Source organism: Butyrivibrio sp. INlla16, assembly GCF_900104155.1.
GTDB lineage: Bacteria > Bacillota > Clostridia > Lachnospirales > Lachnospiraceae > Butyrivibrio.
In genome coordinates this window covers 1-17,602 of record NZ_FMYB01000010.1, presented here as the reverse complement: position 1 = coordinate 17,602, position 17,602 = coordinate 1, and the positions used below count along the sequence as shown (strand labels likewise).

At 41.6% G+C, this 17,602-nt stretch carries 16 protein-coding genes and 1 pseudogene; 16 read left to right on the top strand and 1 reads right to left on the bottom strand.

Annotated elements, in window-relative coordinates; all coding sequences use genetic code 11:
• The first annotated feature begins 127 nt into the window (after nucleotides 1-127).
• The 3 genes from BLR42_RS06670 (at nucleotide 128) to BLR42_RS06660 (ending at nucleotide 3,116) form a co-directional block, all read left to right on the top strand.
• Complete coding sequence (locus tag BLR42_RS06670) at nucleotides 128-1,297, top strand: GGDEF domain-containing protein (RefSeq protein WP_091867678.1); 1,170 nt, start codon at nucleotides 128-130, stop codon at nucleotides 1,295-1,297.
• Between the two features lie 231 nt (nucleotides 1,298-1,528).
• Nucleotides 1,529-2,668 carry a diguanylate cyclase domain-containing protein gene (locus BLR42_RS06665; RefSeq protein WP_139165116.1) on the top strand — a complete coding sequence of 380 codons (1,140 nt, stop codon included), beginning with the start codon at nucleotides 1,529-1,531 and terminating at the stop codon, nucleotides 2,666-2,668.
• A 184-nt stretch (nucleotides 2,669-2,852) separates the two neighbouring features.
• On the top strand, nucleotides 2,853-3,116 hold the full coding sequence (locus BLR42_RS06660) for an ATP-binding protein (RefSeq protein WP_242879237.1): 264 nt from the start codon (nucleotides 2,853-2,855) through the stop codon (nucleotides 3,114-3,116).
• Here the strand turns inward: BLR42_RS06660 and BLR42_RS06655 are convergent.
• A complete protein-coding gene (locus BLR42_RS06655) occupies nucleotides 3,083-3,481 on the bottom strand; it encodes an RrF2 family transcriptional regulator (protein WP_091867674.1) in 399 nt (132 codons plus the stop codon). The two genes, BLR42_RS06660 and BLR42_RS06655, sit on opposite strands and share 34 nt — an antisense overlap.
• A gap of 208 nt (nucleotides 3,482-3,689) precedes the next feature.
• On the opposite strand from BLR42_RS06655, the gene BLR42_RS06650 reads away from it, so the two are divergent.
• From BLR42_RS06650 to BLR42_RS06590, 13 genes and pseudogenes are all read left to right on the top strand, one after another.
• A complete protein-coding gene (locus BLR42_RS06650; RefSeq protein WP_091867672.1) occupies nucleotides 3,690-4,529 on the top strand; it encodes a PfkB family carbohydrate kinase in 840 nt (279 codons plus the stop codon).
• Nucleotides 4,526-5,047 carry a TIGR04002 family protein gene (locus BLR42_RS06645; RefSeq protein WP_022761461.1) on the top strand — a complete coding sequence of 174 codons (522 nt, stop codon included), beginning with the start codon at nucleotides 4,526-4,528 and terminating at the stop codon, nucleotides 5,045-5,047. The genes BLR42_RS06650 and BLR42_RS06645 overlap by 4 nt, the downstream gene beginning before the upstream one ends.
• A gap of 41 nt (nucleotides 5,048-5,088) precedes the next feature.
• A complete protein-coding gene (locus BLR42_RS06640; RefSeq protein WP_091867670.1) occupies nucleotides 5,089-5,697 on the top strand; it encodes a TIGR04100 family radical SAM protein in 609 nt (202 codons plus the stop codon).
• 240 nt (nucleotides 5,698-5,937) lie between these two features.
• Complete coding sequence (locus BLR42_RS06635; RefSeq protein WP_091867668.1) at nucleotides 5,938-6,987, top strand: methionine ABC transporter ATP-binding protein; 1,050 nt, start codon at nucleotides 5,938-5,940, stop codon at nucleotides 6,985-6,987.
• Nucleotides 6,988-7,659 (top strand): methionine ABC transporter permease, encoded by a 672-nt coding sequence (locus BLR42_RS06630; protein WP_091867666.1) that lies wholly within the window; start codon nucleotides 6,988-6,990, stop codon nucleotides 7,657-7,659.
• A gap of 61 nt (nucleotides 7,660-7,720) precedes the next feature.
• The gene (locus BLR42_RS06625) at nucleotides 7,721-8,575 is read left to right on the top strand and encodes a MetQ/NlpA family ABC transporter substrate-binding protein (protein ID WP_022761466.1); all 855 of its coding nucleotides are present in this window, start codon (nucleotides 7,721-7,723) and stop codon (nucleotides 8,573-8,575) included.
• A gap of 38 nt (nucleotides 8,576-8,613) precedes the next feature.
• Nucleotides 8,614-9,945 carry an amidohydrolase gene (locus BLR42_RS06620; RefSeq protein WP_091867664.1) on the top strand — a complete coding sequence of 444 codons (1,332 nt, stop codon included), beginning with the start codon at nucleotides 8,614-8,616 and terminating at the stop codon, nucleotides 9,943-9,945.
• 147 nt (nucleotides 9,946-10,092) lie between these two features.
• Nucleotides 10,093-11,028 (top strand): cysteine synthase A, encoded by a 936-nt coding sequence (gene cysK / locus BLR42_RS06615; protein ID WP_022761468.1) that lies wholly within the window; start codon nucleotides 10,093-10,095, stop codon nucleotides 11,026-11,028.
• A gap of 263 nt (nucleotides 11,029-11,291) precedes the next feature.
• On the top strand, nucleotides 11,292-12,482 hold the full coding sequence (locus BLR42_RS06610) for a MalY/PatB family protein (protein ID WP_091867662.1): 1,191 nt from the start codon (nucleotides 11,292-11,294) through the stop codon (nucleotides 12,480-12,482).
• 85 nt (nucleotides 12,483-12,567) lie between these two features.
• On the top strand, nucleotides 12,568-12,720 hold the full coding sequence (locus BLR42_RS06605) for a YezD family protein (RefSeq protein WP_022761470.1): 153 nt from the start codon (nucleotides 12,568-12,570) through the stop codon (nucleotides 12,718-12,720).
• A 20-nt stretch (nucleotides 12,721-12,740) separates the two neighbouring features.
• Nucleotides 12,741-13,934, top strand: a complete 1,194-nt coding sequence (locus BLR42_RS06600) for a trans-sulfuration enzyme family protein (RefSeq protein WP_091867660.1) — start codon at nucleotides 12,741-12,743, stop codon at nucleotides 13,932-13,934.
• Between the two features lie 76 nt (nucleotides 13,935-14,010).
• Nucleotides 14,011-17,265 carry a carbamoyl-phosphate synthase large subunit gene (carB, locus tag BLR42_RS06595; RefSeq protein WP_091867658.1) on the top strand — a complete coding sequence of 1,085 codons (3,255 nt, stop codon included), beginning with the start codon at nucleotides 14,011-14,013 and terminating at the stop codon, nucleotides 17,263-17,265.
• Between the two features lie 127 nt (nucleotides 17,266-17,392).
• A pseudogene (locus BLR42_RS06590) lies at nucleotides 17,393-17,602 on the top strand (hypothetical protein); the annotation flags it as partial.

Sequence of the window (17,602 nt, the reverse complement as noted above, 5' to 3'; positions counted from 1 at the left end):
CTATGGTTGACGATATTACACTAACAAAATCTTTTGAATGATGTTATAATGATTGAGGGAGCCACGAGCTTCCTCTTATTTGTTTTACGCATTTTTAAGATAATTGAGCATAAAAAGGTGATGAGGAATGGCTCACGAATATGCGATTCTCTATTTTGAAATAAATCTGTTTTCTCTCGTGCTGATTGAGATAGTTCTTCATAAGACCAGAGGTCTTTCCAAGATGGTTGCACAGAGAAATTTTGCTATGTCCATAATTGCGGAAATGGTGTTTTTTGCTTCAGACACCATATTTGTGCTGGTCAATGAGGGCGTTATGCCGGGAAATAATATCGTTCTGATGGCGTGCAAGGAGATATATTTCCTTGCTACAGCATTGATGTGTTTTTTCTGGTTTTTGTATTTTGAGCATCTTAGGGAGACCAATTTTGCCAGTAAAAGGAATAATGTCATAAGGTCTTCTTCGATAATCTGGCTGATGGTTTTACTCCTTGCGGCAAACCTTGTGGGCAGATTTTTGTTCTATGTTGACAGTGATGGAGTATATCACAGAGGACCGCTGTTTGTTCTTACGTATGTGTTGTCGTATTGCTATATAGTGGTGGCTTTTGTGAGAATAATATTAAACATTGCTAATGACAGTGGGCAGGACAAAAAAGAGTTCCTTATTAAGCTGGCACTATTCCCTATAGCCCCGGGAATAGCCGGCATTTTACAGTTTATTTATCCCAGACTTCCTGTAGCTTGTTTTGCGATGTCAATAACGACACTTGTGCTTTACCTTCTCTGGACGGATCAGCTGATATCTTTAGATCCGCTTACAGGACTTAATAATAGAAAGCAGCTTGGCTACGGTTTTGAAAACTTGATGAGGACCCATTCGGACAACGAGAGGATTTGTCTTTACCTGATTGATGCAAATCATTTTAAGCAAATCAATGATACATATGGACACCTGCAGGGAGACAGAGCACTAAAGCTTATAGCAGAATCTATAAGGTTATCCTGTAAGGGTATCCCAAAGGGAACCATACTTGCAAGATATGGTGGAGATGAGTTTGTCATTCTTTCGACTCGTAGTGGTGAGGATGAAAGTGTAGATCTTAAGCAGCGAATTGTCAGCAATCTTGCTGAGATAGTAGCAAGAGAGAAGCTCCCCTTCGAACTTACGGTGAGTGTTGGCATGGCCTATGCTGAAAAAAACGAATCTCTCAAAGAACTCATGGAAAAAGCAGATGAAGCTATGTATATAGAAAAGAAAACCTGCCACGGGGATGGTTCTTTTGGCAGGTGTTAACGATGAGTAGAAGGAGCTACACATATACTTAAGGCAGTAGCCATGGGGCAGCATCATATGCTTCATGGCTTTTTTGGTGAGATGTTGATTTGTTAATAATTTCTAAAATAGATGCAGTTCGGCTAAGAATTAACCATAACATGATAAAAGGGTAATTACAATAGTCCTTTCCAAGGGCTTTTCGGTGTTGTTTGGATTTACGGACCTGGATAAAAAGATGTGTATGATCTGATGGATAACAACATGTATCGTGATGCACATCCGGATGACTTGGCTTCAATAGGCGACGCCGCATACCGCTTTGCAACGGAGGGCGGAGTTTATGATGTTGTTTATAGGTCAAAAAGAGATGGTGAATATAGAATAATTCATGCTTATGGAAAGCATGTCTATAAAGAAGATGGGACAAGGCTTGCCTTTGTCTGGTATACAGACCAAGGGGCTTTTGTTGCTGATGGTAAGAATGAAAAAGACGGCATATTAAATGTCCTTAAGAATCAGTTGGCTGAACGTAGTATCAGTATTAAGACCGGGCATGATTATCTGACCGGGCTTCCTTCCATGACATATTTCTTTGAGCTGGCAGATGCTGGCTGTTCTAAAATCCGAAATAGCGGCAGGCTTCCAGTTATTCTGTTTACAGATTTTGATGGTATGAAAGTATATAACCAGAGATATGGTCTGGAAGAGGGTGACAGGGTTCTTAAAGCATTTTCCGAGGAAATAGTTGATCTCTTTTCCCATGAAAACTGCAGCAGATTTAGTGCTGACCATTTCTGCATATATACCGATGAAGAAAAAGCACATGAAGCTGTAAAGAAGCTTATCGAAAATAATTCCAGATTTGACTCGGAAAAAAATATGCCGCTTCGCATAGGGATGTATCTATACGAGGATCCTAGTATCAGTATCAGTGGTGCCTGCGACAGGGCAATAGATGAAAGCCGGATCAAGGTGTTTTACCAGGCCGTCGTAAGAACTGCAAATGGAAAAGTCTGTCATGAGTTCGTCATTGTGGTACTTGATGTAAATGATCTGAAGAAGATCAATGATACTGAAGGTCATGAGGCCGGAGACAAGTGCATATGTGATGCCTGTGAGATAATCTGCCGAACCTTTAAGCGAAGTCCTGTTTACAGAGTCGGAGGAGATGAATTTGTGGTTATCTCTCAGGATGAGGACTACGCACACAGTGAGGAACTGGTTAAGATGATAGCACAGCATAATGAAGAAGCGCTTATTAACGGCGAAATTATTATTGCATGCGGCATGGCTAAATATGATAAAGAGACCTGTGTGGCTGAAGTGTTTGAAGCTGCAGACAAAAGGATGTATGAGAATAAAAAATATCTGAAAACTCGAAAAGGGTAGAGAAAATCAGCTATTAATAGCCATTGGATTTTTGATTGAGATGTTTGGCCGGAGCTATTCAACCTTAGCACGCCGAAGGAAAAATGTAGTATTTATAGGCTTTGCAGCTTCGTGTGGATTTATAAAACCTGGCTTCGGGGCTCTTTTATGTTGCTCAAAAACCGAAGGTGAGAAGTGAGGCTGTTTGATATCGGAACTTCAGGAGCGTACTTCGATAATCATTACTACCAACAAAGGATTTGAGGAATGGACTGAGTTTCTCGGAGATGCAGCACTTGCCACAGCCATTCTGGACAGATTTTCTTACCAGTGTGACAAGATACCTATGAATGGTAAGAGCTACAGACTTGAAAACAGAAAATCATTTTTAAATGAGAACGGAAAGGATAGGGCTGTCGCGCAAGCGGCTGCCCCTTATCTTATAAGGTCAGTCAGTTTTTTACTATAGAAAAAGGCATGACTGATTTTCGCATATTCCTCCCACATGGGAAGAGTTTTGCAATCACTTTTACGCGGGCAATTTTCTGCATCGGGAAGGAGACAGGCTACAGGTGTTATGGGGCCTTCCATGGTTTCAAGTATTTCCCCGATAGTATATTCTTCAGTCGATTTGGTCAGTTTGTACCCGCCATGCTTGCCGCTGGCTCCGGAAAGGAGCTTTGAGCTGACCAGTTCTTTTGCAATTATTTCAAGATATTTTTTTGATACTCCGATTCTTTCAGCAATATCTTTAAGCGGAATAGGATAATCCGATTTCTGCTGTGCAAGATCTATCATAATTCTAAGAGCATATCTTCCCTTTGTTGAAAACATAATGAAAACCTCCGATATGGTCGTATTACCTATTATTTTAAAGGGTAGATCAATAATAAACAATGTTCATTTAGCACAGAATACTTCTGAGATACGTATACAGAGAATCTGGTCATATAAAAAGTATTTAAATTGACTATATTTATATAATCAGAAATGGTGTATATTGGCACATAAATAATTCAAAAAACGGAGACTTGTAGAAAACATGAAGGTTGCAGCTATTAATGATTTATCCGGCTTTGGCAAATGCTCGCTTATTGCAGATATATCAGTACTGTCTGCGATGGGAATAGAAGTTAATCCTGTGCCCACAGCGCTGTTTACTGCTCAAACCGGTTTCCCGTCATTTTACATGCATGATACTAAGGATATGGTCAGACATTGTACTACCGAGTGGAAAAAGATTGAGGCAGAGTTTGACGGCATACTGACAGGATATATACCCTACGAGAGAGAAGCGGATTATGTTCTGGAATTTGTGAATACATTCAATAAAAAGGACACAGTACTTCTTGTGGATCCGGTAATGGGAGACGGAGGAGAGTGCTATTCAAACTATTCGGACGGATTGCTTTCCAGGATTAAAAAGATGGCTGAGATAGCAGACATCATCACTCCTAATCTTACGGAGCTCTGCATTCTTGCAGGAGCCAAGGCAGATCAGGTTGTCAGAGACACTGCTAAGGGCAATCATCTTAAGAAAATTGAAAATATTGCAAATAAAGTTAGAACCGGTGACAGGCAGAGCGTAGTGGTTACCGGGATTTTTACGGACAATGATAAGCTTTGTAACTTAGTTGTTCATGAAGGTGGAACTGAGGTTATAGAGTGCAAGTATAATGGACGAAGCTATTCCGGTACGGGCGATCTTTTTGCAGCATCGCTTCTTGGAAATGTTCTTAAAGGAAAAGACATAGCGAGTGCAGTTTCGGATACTACAGAATTTATAGGAAAAGCAATATTGGCTACCACCGAAGAGGACGGAAATTATGGGGCTGACTTTGAAAAAATATTGGCAGGTGGTTTAGGAGGAGTCACATTATGAAAAGAGAAAATGTAAACTCAAAGACGAGGCTCATGGCCTTTACCGGTGTTATGGCCGCGCTTACCACAATTTTTACGGCATACATTTTTCATATACCGGTTGGTGTAAACGGCGGTTATGTTCATTTTGGCGATACGGTTATTTATCTTGCGGCAGCTATGTTACCGGCGCCCTATGCAATGGCCGTAGGTGCACTTGGAGGAGGTCTCGCAGATCTTCTTACAGCGCCCATGTGGACTATAGCTACAGTAATCATTAAGATGCTCATCGTTATTCCTTTTACAAGTCGCAGTTCATCATTACTTAATAAACGGAATATTGTAGCGCCGATTATTTCATTTTTTATTTCTGCAACAGGCTATTATATAGCAGAGATGCTTATTTTTGGAGCAAAGGTGGCGCTTATTCCTGCATTTGCGGGCAGCTTTGTTCAGTCATGCGGAAGTGCTTTGTTCTTTTATATTGCAGCTGCTGCATTTGACGGAGTTGGTGTTAAGAAGACAATTTTTGAATTTTAAAAAAAGAGAAAGAAGATTTATGCTTTGGGAGGAGAGACAAAGTGGCAGACATTTTATATACATACAAAAACAGCGTGTATGCAAACATTACAAATAAATGTAATTGCAGATGCACCTTTTGCATACGTTTTCAGAAAGATGGAATAGGAAGTTCCGATACTCTGTGGCATCAGCAAAATCCAACGAAAGAGGAAGTACTTGATGCTATACGAAACTTTGATTTTACTGGTTTTGATGAGCTGGTATTTTGCGGATACGGAGAACCCACCTGCGCGCTGGATATCCTTCTTGCGGCAGCCAAGACAGCCAGGGAAGAGAAGGGACTGAAAACACGTCTTAATACCAACGGACTTGGAAACGAAGAAAACGGAAGGAATATAATTCCTGAGCTTTCCGAGGTTATCGACAGCGTATCTATAAGTCTTAATGCACCGGACAGTGCAAAGTATCAGGAAGTTACAAGACCGCAGTTTAATGACGGCTTTGAAAAGATGATAGATTTTGCAACAAAATGCAGGGACGAAATAAAGGATGTCAAATGGTCTATTGTCGATGTTCTTCCTGAGGAAGATATAGAGAAATGTAAGGAACTGTCTGAGAAGACCGGAGTTCAGCTACGAATTAGACATTTCAGCAAAAATTCACAGTAAAATATATAGTCAGATAAGTGATAAAGAGATTTCTTCATCAGTTATTCTTAGGGCAAAAGCCTGAAGAATACTGGGCGGAGAAGTCTCTTTTTTGTTTTGTGCGTATGGGTAAAAGAAAAACTTATATTCACCTATAAGATTAGTATGCTTTACGCTTCGATGGTTTGGCTGCATAATCTCCTTAACAACAAACGAACAGAAAAACAACAGAAGATAAGCAGTATCGGGAAGGAGGAGATTATGATCAAATTTGAAAACGTTGGAAAAGTATTTACTCAAAAGAAAAATAAAGTAAATGCTCTTCAGGATATAAATCTTGAAATAGAGACCGGCGATATATTCGGACTCATCGGATTTTCGGGAGCAGGAAAAAGTACACTTCTAAGAACAATAAATGCTCTTGAAAAACCGACATCCGGAAAAATAACAGTAGACGGCAATGACATCTATAGTTTAAGTCCTAAGGAGCTTAGAGCAAAAAGAAAAACTATAGGGATGATTTTTCAACAGTTCAATATTCTTGAGACCAAAACAGTTTGGGAAAACATCGCACTTCCATTAAAACTCAATCACACACCGAAAAAGGAAATCGAAGAGAGAGTTGATCAGATGCTTAAGTTCGTAGAACTGGAAGATAAGAGGGATGAATATCCCGGAAAACTTTCCGGAGGACAAAAGCAGAGAATAGGAATTGCAAGAGCACTTGCAACAAGGCCAAGCATTCTTCTAAGCGATGAAGCCACAAGTGCACTTGATCCCAAGACAACAGATTCGATCCTGGCTCTTCTAAAGAAGATAAACAGAGAACTGGGTGTCACAATTGTAATTGTTACTCATGAAATGAATGTTATTTCCAGCATATGCAATCATGTGGCGGTTATGGAAGCGGGAAGAATTGTTGAACAGGGGAATGTAATAGATATTTTCAGTGAACCCAAGGCAGATATTACAAAGAACTTTGTAAAGACAGTGATCCAGGATGAGGTTCCGGAAAAGCTTCTTCAAAGTATTTATGAGGATACAAGAAATTATAAGCTCCTGAGACTTAAGTTCCAAAGCTCAGACAGTACAGAGTCAGTACTCGCACAGGTAAATAAAAAGTTTGATATCGAAACCAATATTCTATTTGCAAATATTAGTGAGATACAGGAACAGATATTAGGAATACATATAGTTCAGATTATCGGTTCGGACATCGAAATCAAAAAAGCCGAGCAATATTTCACCCTACATGGTGTAGGTTACAAAGAACTTGAAGAATACAAAGAAGAACTGAAGGAGGTGGTATAAATGGCACAAATAGAAAATTTTCTCGGAATACCGATGGAGAAAATATTCACTTCAATTGAAGAAACTCTCTATATGGTAAGCATATCACTCATAATCGGAGCTATTTTAGCCTTCATCATCGGAATAGCACTTGTATTTACAAAGAAGGGCGGGCTGTATGAAAACAAGGTGATATACACAGTCATAAACGTGATCATCAATGTAATTCGAAGCACACCTTTCGTGGTACTCCTGATCGCAGTGATGCCGCTCACAAAAGCGATAATCGGAACAAGAATCGGACCAACTGCAGCAATAGTACCGCTTACAATTTATATAGTTCCATTCCTGGCAAGACTTATAGAGAATTCACTTCTTGATACGGGAAAAGGAATTTACGAAGCAGCAAAATCGATGGGAGCTACACCATTTCAGCTAATTTTTTACTTCATACTCCCTGAGGCAAGAGGTTCCCTAATCCTCAGTATCACAACAGGAATCGTCGGGCTGATAGGATCCAGTGCTATGGCAGGATATATCGGAGGAGGCGGAATAGGAAGTCTCGTACTTAATTATGGATACAACAGATTCAATTTTGAGCTGATGTACACCCTCGTAGTATTTTTGATAATCGTAACCCAGTTTATACAGAGCCTTGGAAGCAACCTTTCAGTCAAGGCAAGAACAAACTAACAGTTGAAGCTAAGCATAAAAAGTGTGCTTGCAATATAAATGAAAAACGGAGGAGAAAAACATGAAAAAATTAACAGTGGTAAAGAAGATTACAGCAACAGCGGTTTTAGCAGGATTACTTGCAGGTTCACTTACAGGATGCGGAACAAATGCGAAAGCAAGCGCAGCGCAGTCGGATAAAAAAGAAATTACCTACGCAAAGGGTGTAGGCCCTTATACAGAACTTTTTGAAGAAGCGATAATTCCTATTCTGGAGAAGAAGGGATACACCTTCAAAGTATCAGAGCTTGATCTTAATCAGGCAGACGCAGCTATCACCGCAGGTGACGTAGACGTATCAGTAGAACAGCACTCGGCATTTTTAAAAGCATACAATGAACAGTCAGGAGGAAATCTCGTAGCATTGTCAAAGATTCCAACCGTACCGGCATCTGTTTTCTCAGAAAAGCACGCATCGGTTGATGAGATCGGAGAGGGGCAGGTAATCGCAATTCCACAGGATGCGGGAAACCAGGCAAGAGCATTCGTAATGCTTCAGGATCTCGGTTGGATAACACTTAAAGAAGGAACTGATTTTGCAACAGCTTCCGCAGAGGATGTTGAGGAGAACAAGTACAATCTTGAGTTCTATGAACTTCAGACAACCTACATCGCAACAAGCCTTTCGGATTTTGACTTTGGTGTTATTACAGGAAGTATTGTTTACAACGCAGGAATTGATCCTTCCACAGCACTTTTCAATGAGAATCTTTCAGAGGATTTCTGGCTCCAGGTTGTAGTAAATGCTGATAATGCAGATGCACAGTGGGCAAAAGATATTGTGGATGCATATCAGTCAGAAGAGTTCCTTACATGGATTGGTGAGAACAACGGACCTAAGTACAATGAGCTTTGGTCAATCCCTTCCTACAACTAAGATGGCGAAAATTTCAGACAGAATGGAGACCGGATAATATGGATGCTATAGAGAAAAAAATTATAGACATAATAGATTCGCACAGAGATGAAATTATAGAATTTGCAAGAGATATTTATGATCATGCGGAGCTTGGATACAAGGAGTTCAGGACAGCAGAAAAGTTTGCGGATTTTACAAAAAAACTTGGACTGGAGGTTACTGAGGGGCATGCAGTAACAGGTGTGAAGGCATATCTTAATCAGGACAAAAAGGACAATGTAAGCCTTGCTCTTATCGGAGAACTTGATGCTCTTAGAATTACAAATCATCCTCATTTTAACAAGAAGAGTCAGGGAGCACATTGCTGCGGACATCATGCTCAGCTTACAGGAATCCTGGGAGCGGCAATTGCTCTTTCCGACAAAGAGATAGCACAGTCGCTCGACGGACAGGTTGTATTCTTTGCGGTACCTGCGGAGGAATACGGCGAGGTAGAATTCAAGAACAAATTGAAGGATGAAGGAAAGATCAAATATGGCGGAGGAAAATGTGAACTTATTAGGATTGGTGCATTTGATGATGTCGATCTTTCGATAGCTCATCACAGCTCAAACGGAGATAAGATCAGCTTTAGCAGCAGAACCAATAATGGCTTTGTAAGTAAGGTAATAAAGGTTCATGGAAAAGCTTCTCATGCTGCCGCTGCTCCAGAGCTTGGAGTGAATGCTCTTAATGCTGCTTCACTAGGACTTGCAGCACTTGGCTATCACAGAGAGACCTTCAAGGATACAGATCATGTAAGGATACATCCGATTATGACAAAGGGTGGAGATCTCGTAAATGTAATCCCCGATGAGGTTGTTATAGAGACCCTTGTAAGAGCAGGGAACAACGAAGCCATAATTGATGCATCAAACAAAACTGACAGAGCGTTTTTCGCAGGCGGATCGGCGCTTGGAGCAACTGTTGAGATTGAGACGATGCCGGGATACCTGCCGACGCTGCCGGTGGTTCCGGAGGAAGATCTTGTTGAGGCAGCAAAAATAGCAGCCGGCGATAAGTATAACGTGGAAGTGGCAGATGATAAAGGAGAGTTCAGCGGTGGCTCCACGGACGTTGGAGATCTTCAGCATATCCAACCGGTTTATACATTTAATACAGGTGGTATAGAAGGAAAATTCCATGGCGCTGACTTTGAAGTAGTGGACGAAGAACTGGCGTATATCGAGACAGCAAAAGTGTTTGCTCTGGGGGCATATAGGTTTCTTAGAGACAATGCCAAAACCGCGAAGAAGATAGTTGATGAATATGAGCCTAAGCTAACCAAAGAGAAATACGTAGAGCTTTTGGATTCCTTTATAAAAACTGAGATTAAGGAGTATAACTGATAGTTATCGAAGCAATAAGTAAAGTTTATTTCTACCGATAATTATTACTTCATTTTACAAAGATGAGTGCCGTGTTATTATCCTTATATCAACAAACGACACATAAAAACGAAATGAAAAATAAATTAAAAACGGAGGAGAAATATCATGGCATACATTAATCAGAGCGCACTTGATCTTATTGGGGGAACACCAATCTTACAGCTTAACGGCTACAGCAAAAAGGCAGGAGTTACAGATGCAACACTTCTTGCAAAACTTGAGTATCTCAATCCTGCAGGATCCGTAAAGGACAGAGTAGCACTTAGCATGATAGAGGATGCTGAAAAGAGCGGAAAGCTTAAACCCGGAGCAACAATCATCGAGCCCACATCCGGAAATACAGGAATCGGTCTTGCAGCAGTTGCAGCAGCAAAGGGCTACAGAGCAATACTTACACTTCCTGATACCATGAGTGTTGAGAGAAGAAATCTTCTTAAGGCATACGGAGCTGAGATCGTTCTTACAGAGGGTGCCAAGGGAATGAAGGGAGCAATTGCAAAGGCAGAAGAGCTCGAGAAGGAAATCGATGGAGCAATTATCCTCGGGCAGTTCGTAAATCCCGCTAACCCTGCTATCCATAAGGCTACTACAGGTCCTGAGATCTGGAAGCAGACAGACGGTAAGGTTGATATCTTTGTTGCAGGTGTAGGTACAGGCGGAACCATCACAGGTGTTGGTGAATATCTTAAGGAACAGAATCCTGATGTTAAGGTTGTTGCAGTTGAGCCCGCTACAAGCCCTGTTCTTACTAAGGGCGAAGCAGGACCTCACAAGATTCAGGGAATCGGTGCAGGCTTCGTTCCGGAAACCCTTAACACAAAGGTTTACGATGAAGTTCTTGCTATCGAGAATGAAGATGCTTTTGCAGAGGGCAAAAGGTTTGCGGTTTCAGAGGGAATACTTGTTGGTATCTCATCAGGTGCAGCACTTAAGGCAGCAACAATTCTTGCAGCAAGACCTGAGAACAAGGGTAAGAATATAGTAGTTCTTCTTCCTGATTCAGGTGACAGATACCTTTCAACACCGCTTTTTGCAGATTGATAAAAACAGAGTAGAGACAATTTATACATATCCAGCCAATATGTAGATAAGAATAGTACATGTGAAAATCATTTGTTCACAGTACGCAAATTATGAATTCCGGTTCTAAATCTCCTTTCGGAAAAAAGAATTGCTCCGAAGCTCATCCGCTTCCGGAGCACTTTCTATATTCAATATATGTATATTAAACATAAAAGTTTATTATTCAAAAGCCTTCCCCCTTTTAGGGGGAAGGTGGCACGAAGTGCCGGATGAGGGTAAATATGACAATATACAACTTTGACAAAATAGTAGACCGCAAAAACACTTCCTCTCTCAAATACGATTTCGGTCCCGAAAGAAAAAAGAGAGACGATCTGCTTCCACTATGGGTTGCAGACATGGATTTTAAGCTTCCTGATGAAGTGATAGAGGACATAGAAAAAAGAGTAAAGCACGGGATCTTTGGATATACCGATCCCAAAGATGATTACAAAACTGCGCTAAGAAACTGGTATCTTAAGAGACATGGTTTTGAAATAAAGGACAACTGGAATGTTCTAACACCCGGTGTTGTATATGCCATAGCGACAGCGATAAGAGCACTTACGGATAAAGGCGATGCCATCCTGATACAGCAGCCTGTCTATTATCCCTTTGCTGAGACGGTTAAACAAAACGGCAGAAAATTGGTAAACAACCAGCTTGTTTATAAGAATGGTCACTACGAAATTGATTTTGATGATTTTGAAAAGAAGATAATTTCAGAGAATGTTAAGCTGTTTCTTCTTTGCAGTCCGCATAATCCGGTGGGCAGAGTATGGACAAAAGACGAACTTACGAGAATTGCTGATATATGTAAAAAACATGATGTATATGTTTTTGCAGATGAAATTCATTCTGATTTTATTTACAAGGGAAATAAGCATACGCCTTATATTTCACTCGGAGAGGAGTATACCGGAAAGCTTATTGTGGGCACCTCTCCAAGTAAGACCTTCAACATTGCAGGTCTTCAGATAGCCAACATAATCATTCCGAATGAAGAAATAAGAAGGGTATTTGTAGCTGAGAATGAGGCTGCAGGTTATAGTCAGTGCAATGCTGTCGGATTAACAGCAACAATGTCGGCATATACCAAGGGCGAAAAATGGCTTGATGAGTTAATTGAATATCTCGAGGGGAATGTTTCTTATGTCAAGGACTTTTTGAAAGAAAAGCTTCCTCAAATACATCTTATAGAACCTGAGGGGACGTATCTCATATGGCTCGATTTCAGCGAATTTACTGATAATCATAAGGAACTTGAAAAACTGATAGTTGATGAAGCACATCTGTGGCTTGATCCCGGAATCATTTTCGGAAGAGAGACAGCTCTATTTGAAAGAATAAATATTGCCTGTCCCAGAAAGATACTTGAGCAGGCAATGACTCAGCTATATGAAGGGGTAAGAAATCATGATAGCAGTCTATAAGCTTTATGAAATTGTGCAGGATATTATGGCAAGGTAATATCTTCTTAAATAAAAATGTCTTGGATAGACAGGTGAGGAGAAAATTATGGCAAAGGCGGATGTGGAAAAAGATTTGTTGGAAGACGTATGGAAAAGGATAAGAAATCAGGTTGAAAACCTGAAGTACGGAACTGTAACTATAACTGTACATGATGGCAAGATCACACAGATAGAAACCAGTTCAAAAGAAAGATTCTGATCTTGAAGGGAGTGATTAGTATGGATTGCAGTGGTTGCAACAAGTGTACAGATATAAATTGCAGCATAGAGACTAAGTGTCAGCAACTGGACAGAAATCTTCTGGATAAGTGGGGAGCTATCAGCTATCCAATATATCAGACAGCTACTTTTGCACACCCGGGACTTGGGGATACAACGGGCTATGATTATACCAGAATGCAGAATCCGACAAGAAAGCAATTGGAATCTATAGTTGCTTACCTTGAAAACGGAAAGGATGCCATTGCATTTGCCAGCGGAATGGCAGCAATTGCTACTGTAATGGAGCTTTTTAGCCCCGGGGATCACTTCATTATAGATGAAGATCTTTATGGTGGGAGCATCAGACTTTTTAATGAGATAAGCAAAAAGAACGGTCTTGAGTATACAGCGGTTAGCCTTAGCAGTGAGGATATAACACCTTATATAAAGGAAAACACGAAGGCCGTTTATCTTGAGACACCCACAAATCCTATGATGAATGTAACTGATATAGAAGAGCTCTCTAAAACAACTAAAGAAAAGGGACTATTACTTATAGTGGATAACACTTTTTTGTCACCTTATTTTCAGAATCCTCTTAACCTCGGAGCTGATATTGTTCTTCATTCCGGAACGAAGTTCCTTGGAGGACATCACGACACTATAGGCGGCTTTGTGATTGTAAAGGATGAAGAGCTTGATGAGAGGTTAAGATTCATCTACAAGACAACAGGTGCGGGACTTTCACCCTTTGATAGCTGGCTCATTCTTCGCGGAATCAGAACTCTTGCGGTAAGACTCGACAGGGCACAACAAAATGCGCTGGCACTCGCAAAATATCTTAAAACTAACAAGCATGTGACAAAGGTAATTTATCCCGGACTCCCCGAGCATCCGGGTTATGAGATCATGAAAAAGCAGGCAAAGGGCTTTGGGGCAATGGTGACATTTGAAGTGGATTCTGCTGAATTTGCACACGCCATTCTTAATAATGTTCAGCTTATTTATTTTGCTGAGAGCCTTGGCGGAACAGAGACACTAATTACCTATCCGATTACTCAGACACATGCAGATGTACCAAGTGCCCTTCTTGAAAAGAATGGAATCAATGACAGGGTATTAAGGCTTTCAGTAGGAATTGAAGGTATTGCAGATCTAGTCTGTGAGTTTAACCGCGTGTTTGCGATCGCAGAAAAAGAGAACCAAAAATAATTAAATTTACTACTTGTTTTATTCTTCCATGGATAATAAAATTTTTAGAGGAAAATTTTAGGAATGGGAGAGTAACATGGCACAGAGAACAGATATCCACAAGGTACTAATAATCGGCTCAGGCCCTATTGTCATCGGACAGGCTTGCGAATTTGACTATTCGGGAACTCAGGCCTGCAAGGCGCTTAGGAGTCTTGGCTACGAAATCGTCCTGGTTAATTCCAATCCGGCTACTATTATGACAGATCCGGAGATGGCTGACAGGACTTATATTGAACCCCTTAATGTAGAGCGCGTTGCCGCTGTAATTGAAAAAGAAAGACCGGATGCTCTTTTGCCCAATTTGGGAGGACAATCTGGTCTTAATTTGTGTTCAGAACTTTATAAGGCAGGTGTCCTGGAAAAATATAACGTCAAGGTTATAGGTGTTCAGGTAGATGCCATTGAGCGAGGCGAGGACAGAACAGAGTTCAAGAAGACCATGGATATGCTTGGCATTGAGATGGCAAGATCCAAGGCCTGCTACAGCATCGAAGAGGCGCTCGCTGAAGCTGATGAGCTTGGATATCCTGTTGTTTTAAGACCTGCTTACACCATGGGCGGAGCAGGCGGCGGCCTTGTTTACAATAAGGAAGAACTTCAGACAGTCTGTGCCAGAGGTCTTGCTGCATCCATCATCCATCAGGTTCTTGTTGAGGAGTCAATCCTTGGATGGGAAGAGCTTGAGCTTGAGGTTGTAAGAGATAAGGACAACAACATGATCACCGTATGCTTTATTGAAAACGTTGATCCTGTCGGTGTCCACACGGGAGATTCCTTCTGTACTGCGCCTATGCTCACTATAGATGAAAAGCTTCAGGAGGAGTTGCAGCGCCAGGCCTATAAGATTGTAGAGCACATCGGAGTTATCGGTGGTACGAACGTACAGTTCGCTCACGATCCGAAGACCGGAAGAATTGTTGTAATTGAGATCAACCCCAGAACTTCAAGATCTTCTGCACTTGCAAGTAAGGCGACCGGTTTCCCGATTGCCCTTGTATCAGCAAAGCTTGCAACGGGTCTTACACTCTCTGAGCTTCCTGATTCCAAGTTCGGAACTCTCGATAAGTATGTGCCGAACGGTGACTACGTTGTTGTTAAGTTCGCGCGCTGGGCGTTTGAGAAATTCCACGGCGTGGAGGATAAGCTCGGAACACAGATGAGAGCTGTGGGCGAAGTAATGTCCATCGGTAAGAACTTCAAGGAAGCTTTCCAGAAGGCGATAAGATCCCTTGAGAAGGGAAGATACGGGCTTGGTAATGTGAAGAAATATGAGGAGATGGATAAGGAAGAGCTATTGCATCTGCTTAAGGATGCTTCTTCTGAGAGATATTTCCTTATATATGAAGCCTTCAAAAAGGGTGTGACTGTAGATGAGATATTTGATATCACAAAGGTTAAGCACTACTTCCTTACAGAGATAAAAGAACTTGTAGATGAAGAGAGCGCTATCGTATCCGAATTTGCAGGAAAAGTTCCTACTAAGGAAGTCCTTGTCAAAGCTAAAGAAGACGGATTTGCAGACCGCTACCTTGCAGGACTTCTTGATATTTCTGAAGATGATATCAGAAATAAGAGGGAGGAGTTCGGACTCCTTGAGAGCTGGGATGGCGTACATGTATACGGAACCGAAGGCGCTGCTTATTACTACTCAACTTATAAGACTGATGCGCAGCTGGAGAATCCCAAGGATATGTCATCCACCAATAAGAAGATTATGATCCTCGGTGGTGGCCCCAACAGAATCGGACAGGGTATCGAGTTTGACTACTGCTGTGTACATGCAGCACTTGCTCTTAAGAAGCTCGGCTTTGAGACAATCATTGTAAACTGCAATCCCGAGACGGTATCAACAGACTACGATACTTCGGATACACTTTACTTCGAGCCTCTTACACTTGAGGATGTTCTTCAGATTTATAAAAAGGAAAAACCGGTGGGAGTTATAGCACAGTTCGGAGGCCAGACACCTCTTAACCTCGCAGCTAAGCTCAAGGAAGAGGGCGTAAATATCCTTGGAACAACTCCTGAGGTAATAGACCTTGCCGAGGACAGAGATCAGTTCCGCATGATGATGGAGAAGCTCGAGATACCTATGGCGGAGTCAGGAATGGCATCAAATGTAGAGGAAGCAAAAGCTATAGCTGCAAGAATAGGATATCCTGTAATGGTTCGTCCTTCTTTCGTACTTGGCGGAAGAGGAATGGAGATTGTTCGCGACGAAGAGAGCATGGAAGGTTACATGAGAGCAGCTGTCGGTGTCACACCTGACAGACCGATTCTTATAGACAGATTCCTTCATAATGCACTGGAGTGTGAAGCGGATGCGATAAGTGATGGTGAGAGAGCATTTGTTCCTGCAGTTATGGAGCACATCGAGCTTGCAGGTATTCACTCAGGAGACTCTGCCTGCATCGTTCCTTCAAAGCATATTTCTGAAAAGCATCTTAAGACAATCGAGGAGTACACCAGAAAGATTGCTGTAGAAATGAACGTCGTTGGTCTTATGAATATGCAGTATGCTATTGAGGATGACACTGTTTATGTACTTGAAGCCAATCCCCGCGCATCCCGCACAGTGCCGCTTGTATCCAAGGTTTGCGGAATAAAAATGGTTCCTGTGGCAACTGATATTATTACGGCCGAGCTCACAGGAAGACCTTCGCCGGTGCAGGGGCTCATAGATGCAAAGAAGAATACAGAGCCTGAATATTATGGCGTAAAAGAGGCTGTATTCCCCTTCAATATGTTCCCGGAGGTTGATCCGGTACTTGGACCTGAAATGCGTTCAACAGGTGAGGTACTTGGACTTGCAAAAACTCCCGGAGAAGCCTTCTTTAAGGCAGAAGAGGCAGCTGGTGCGATTCTTCCTCTCGAGGGTGCGGTTCTCATATCACTGAATGAGGAGGACAAGCCCGAAGCAGCAGAAATCGCCAAAGGCTTTGCTGATGATGGCTTCAGGATTTATGCAACAGGCAAGACCTATGAGACCATCGTAGAAGCAGGCATAGATGCCACAAGAATTATGAAAAACTACGAGGGCGGCAGACCCAACGTAGAGGACATAATTAAAAATGGCGAGGTTCAGCTTGTAATTAACACACCTATCGGAAAGGGTGCAAAATATGATGACGCATATCTTCGCCGTGCAGCCATAAAGGCACGTCTTCCCTACATCACCACAGTTGCTGCAGCCAAAGCCGCAGTACAGGGAATAAAGGAAGTTAAGAAGGGCGGATGCGGAAACATTAAGTCCCTTCAGGAGTACCATAATACGGACAGTAATAAATGATTAAAAATGCAGGGTAAAAGATTTTATGGCCTTTCGCCAAATATAGTGGGTAACCACTAAAACTTTGTTGATAGTTACAACCATTTTGAGTACGCTTAGATATATCAAACAGAATGGAGTACTCATTATGGATAATGCTTCTTTATTTACAGCTGCACTTCAGCTTGAATACCCTTGGAAAGTAACTACTGTTGAATTCCTTCCTGACGAAAATAAACCAAGTAAGATGACATTGCACATCACTGTTGGCTTTGAAAAGGGTGCCAAGTTCATCTTCTACAATGAAGATGGATCCGTATGGGCTGACGAAAATGGCAACCCTATTGAATGTACGGCA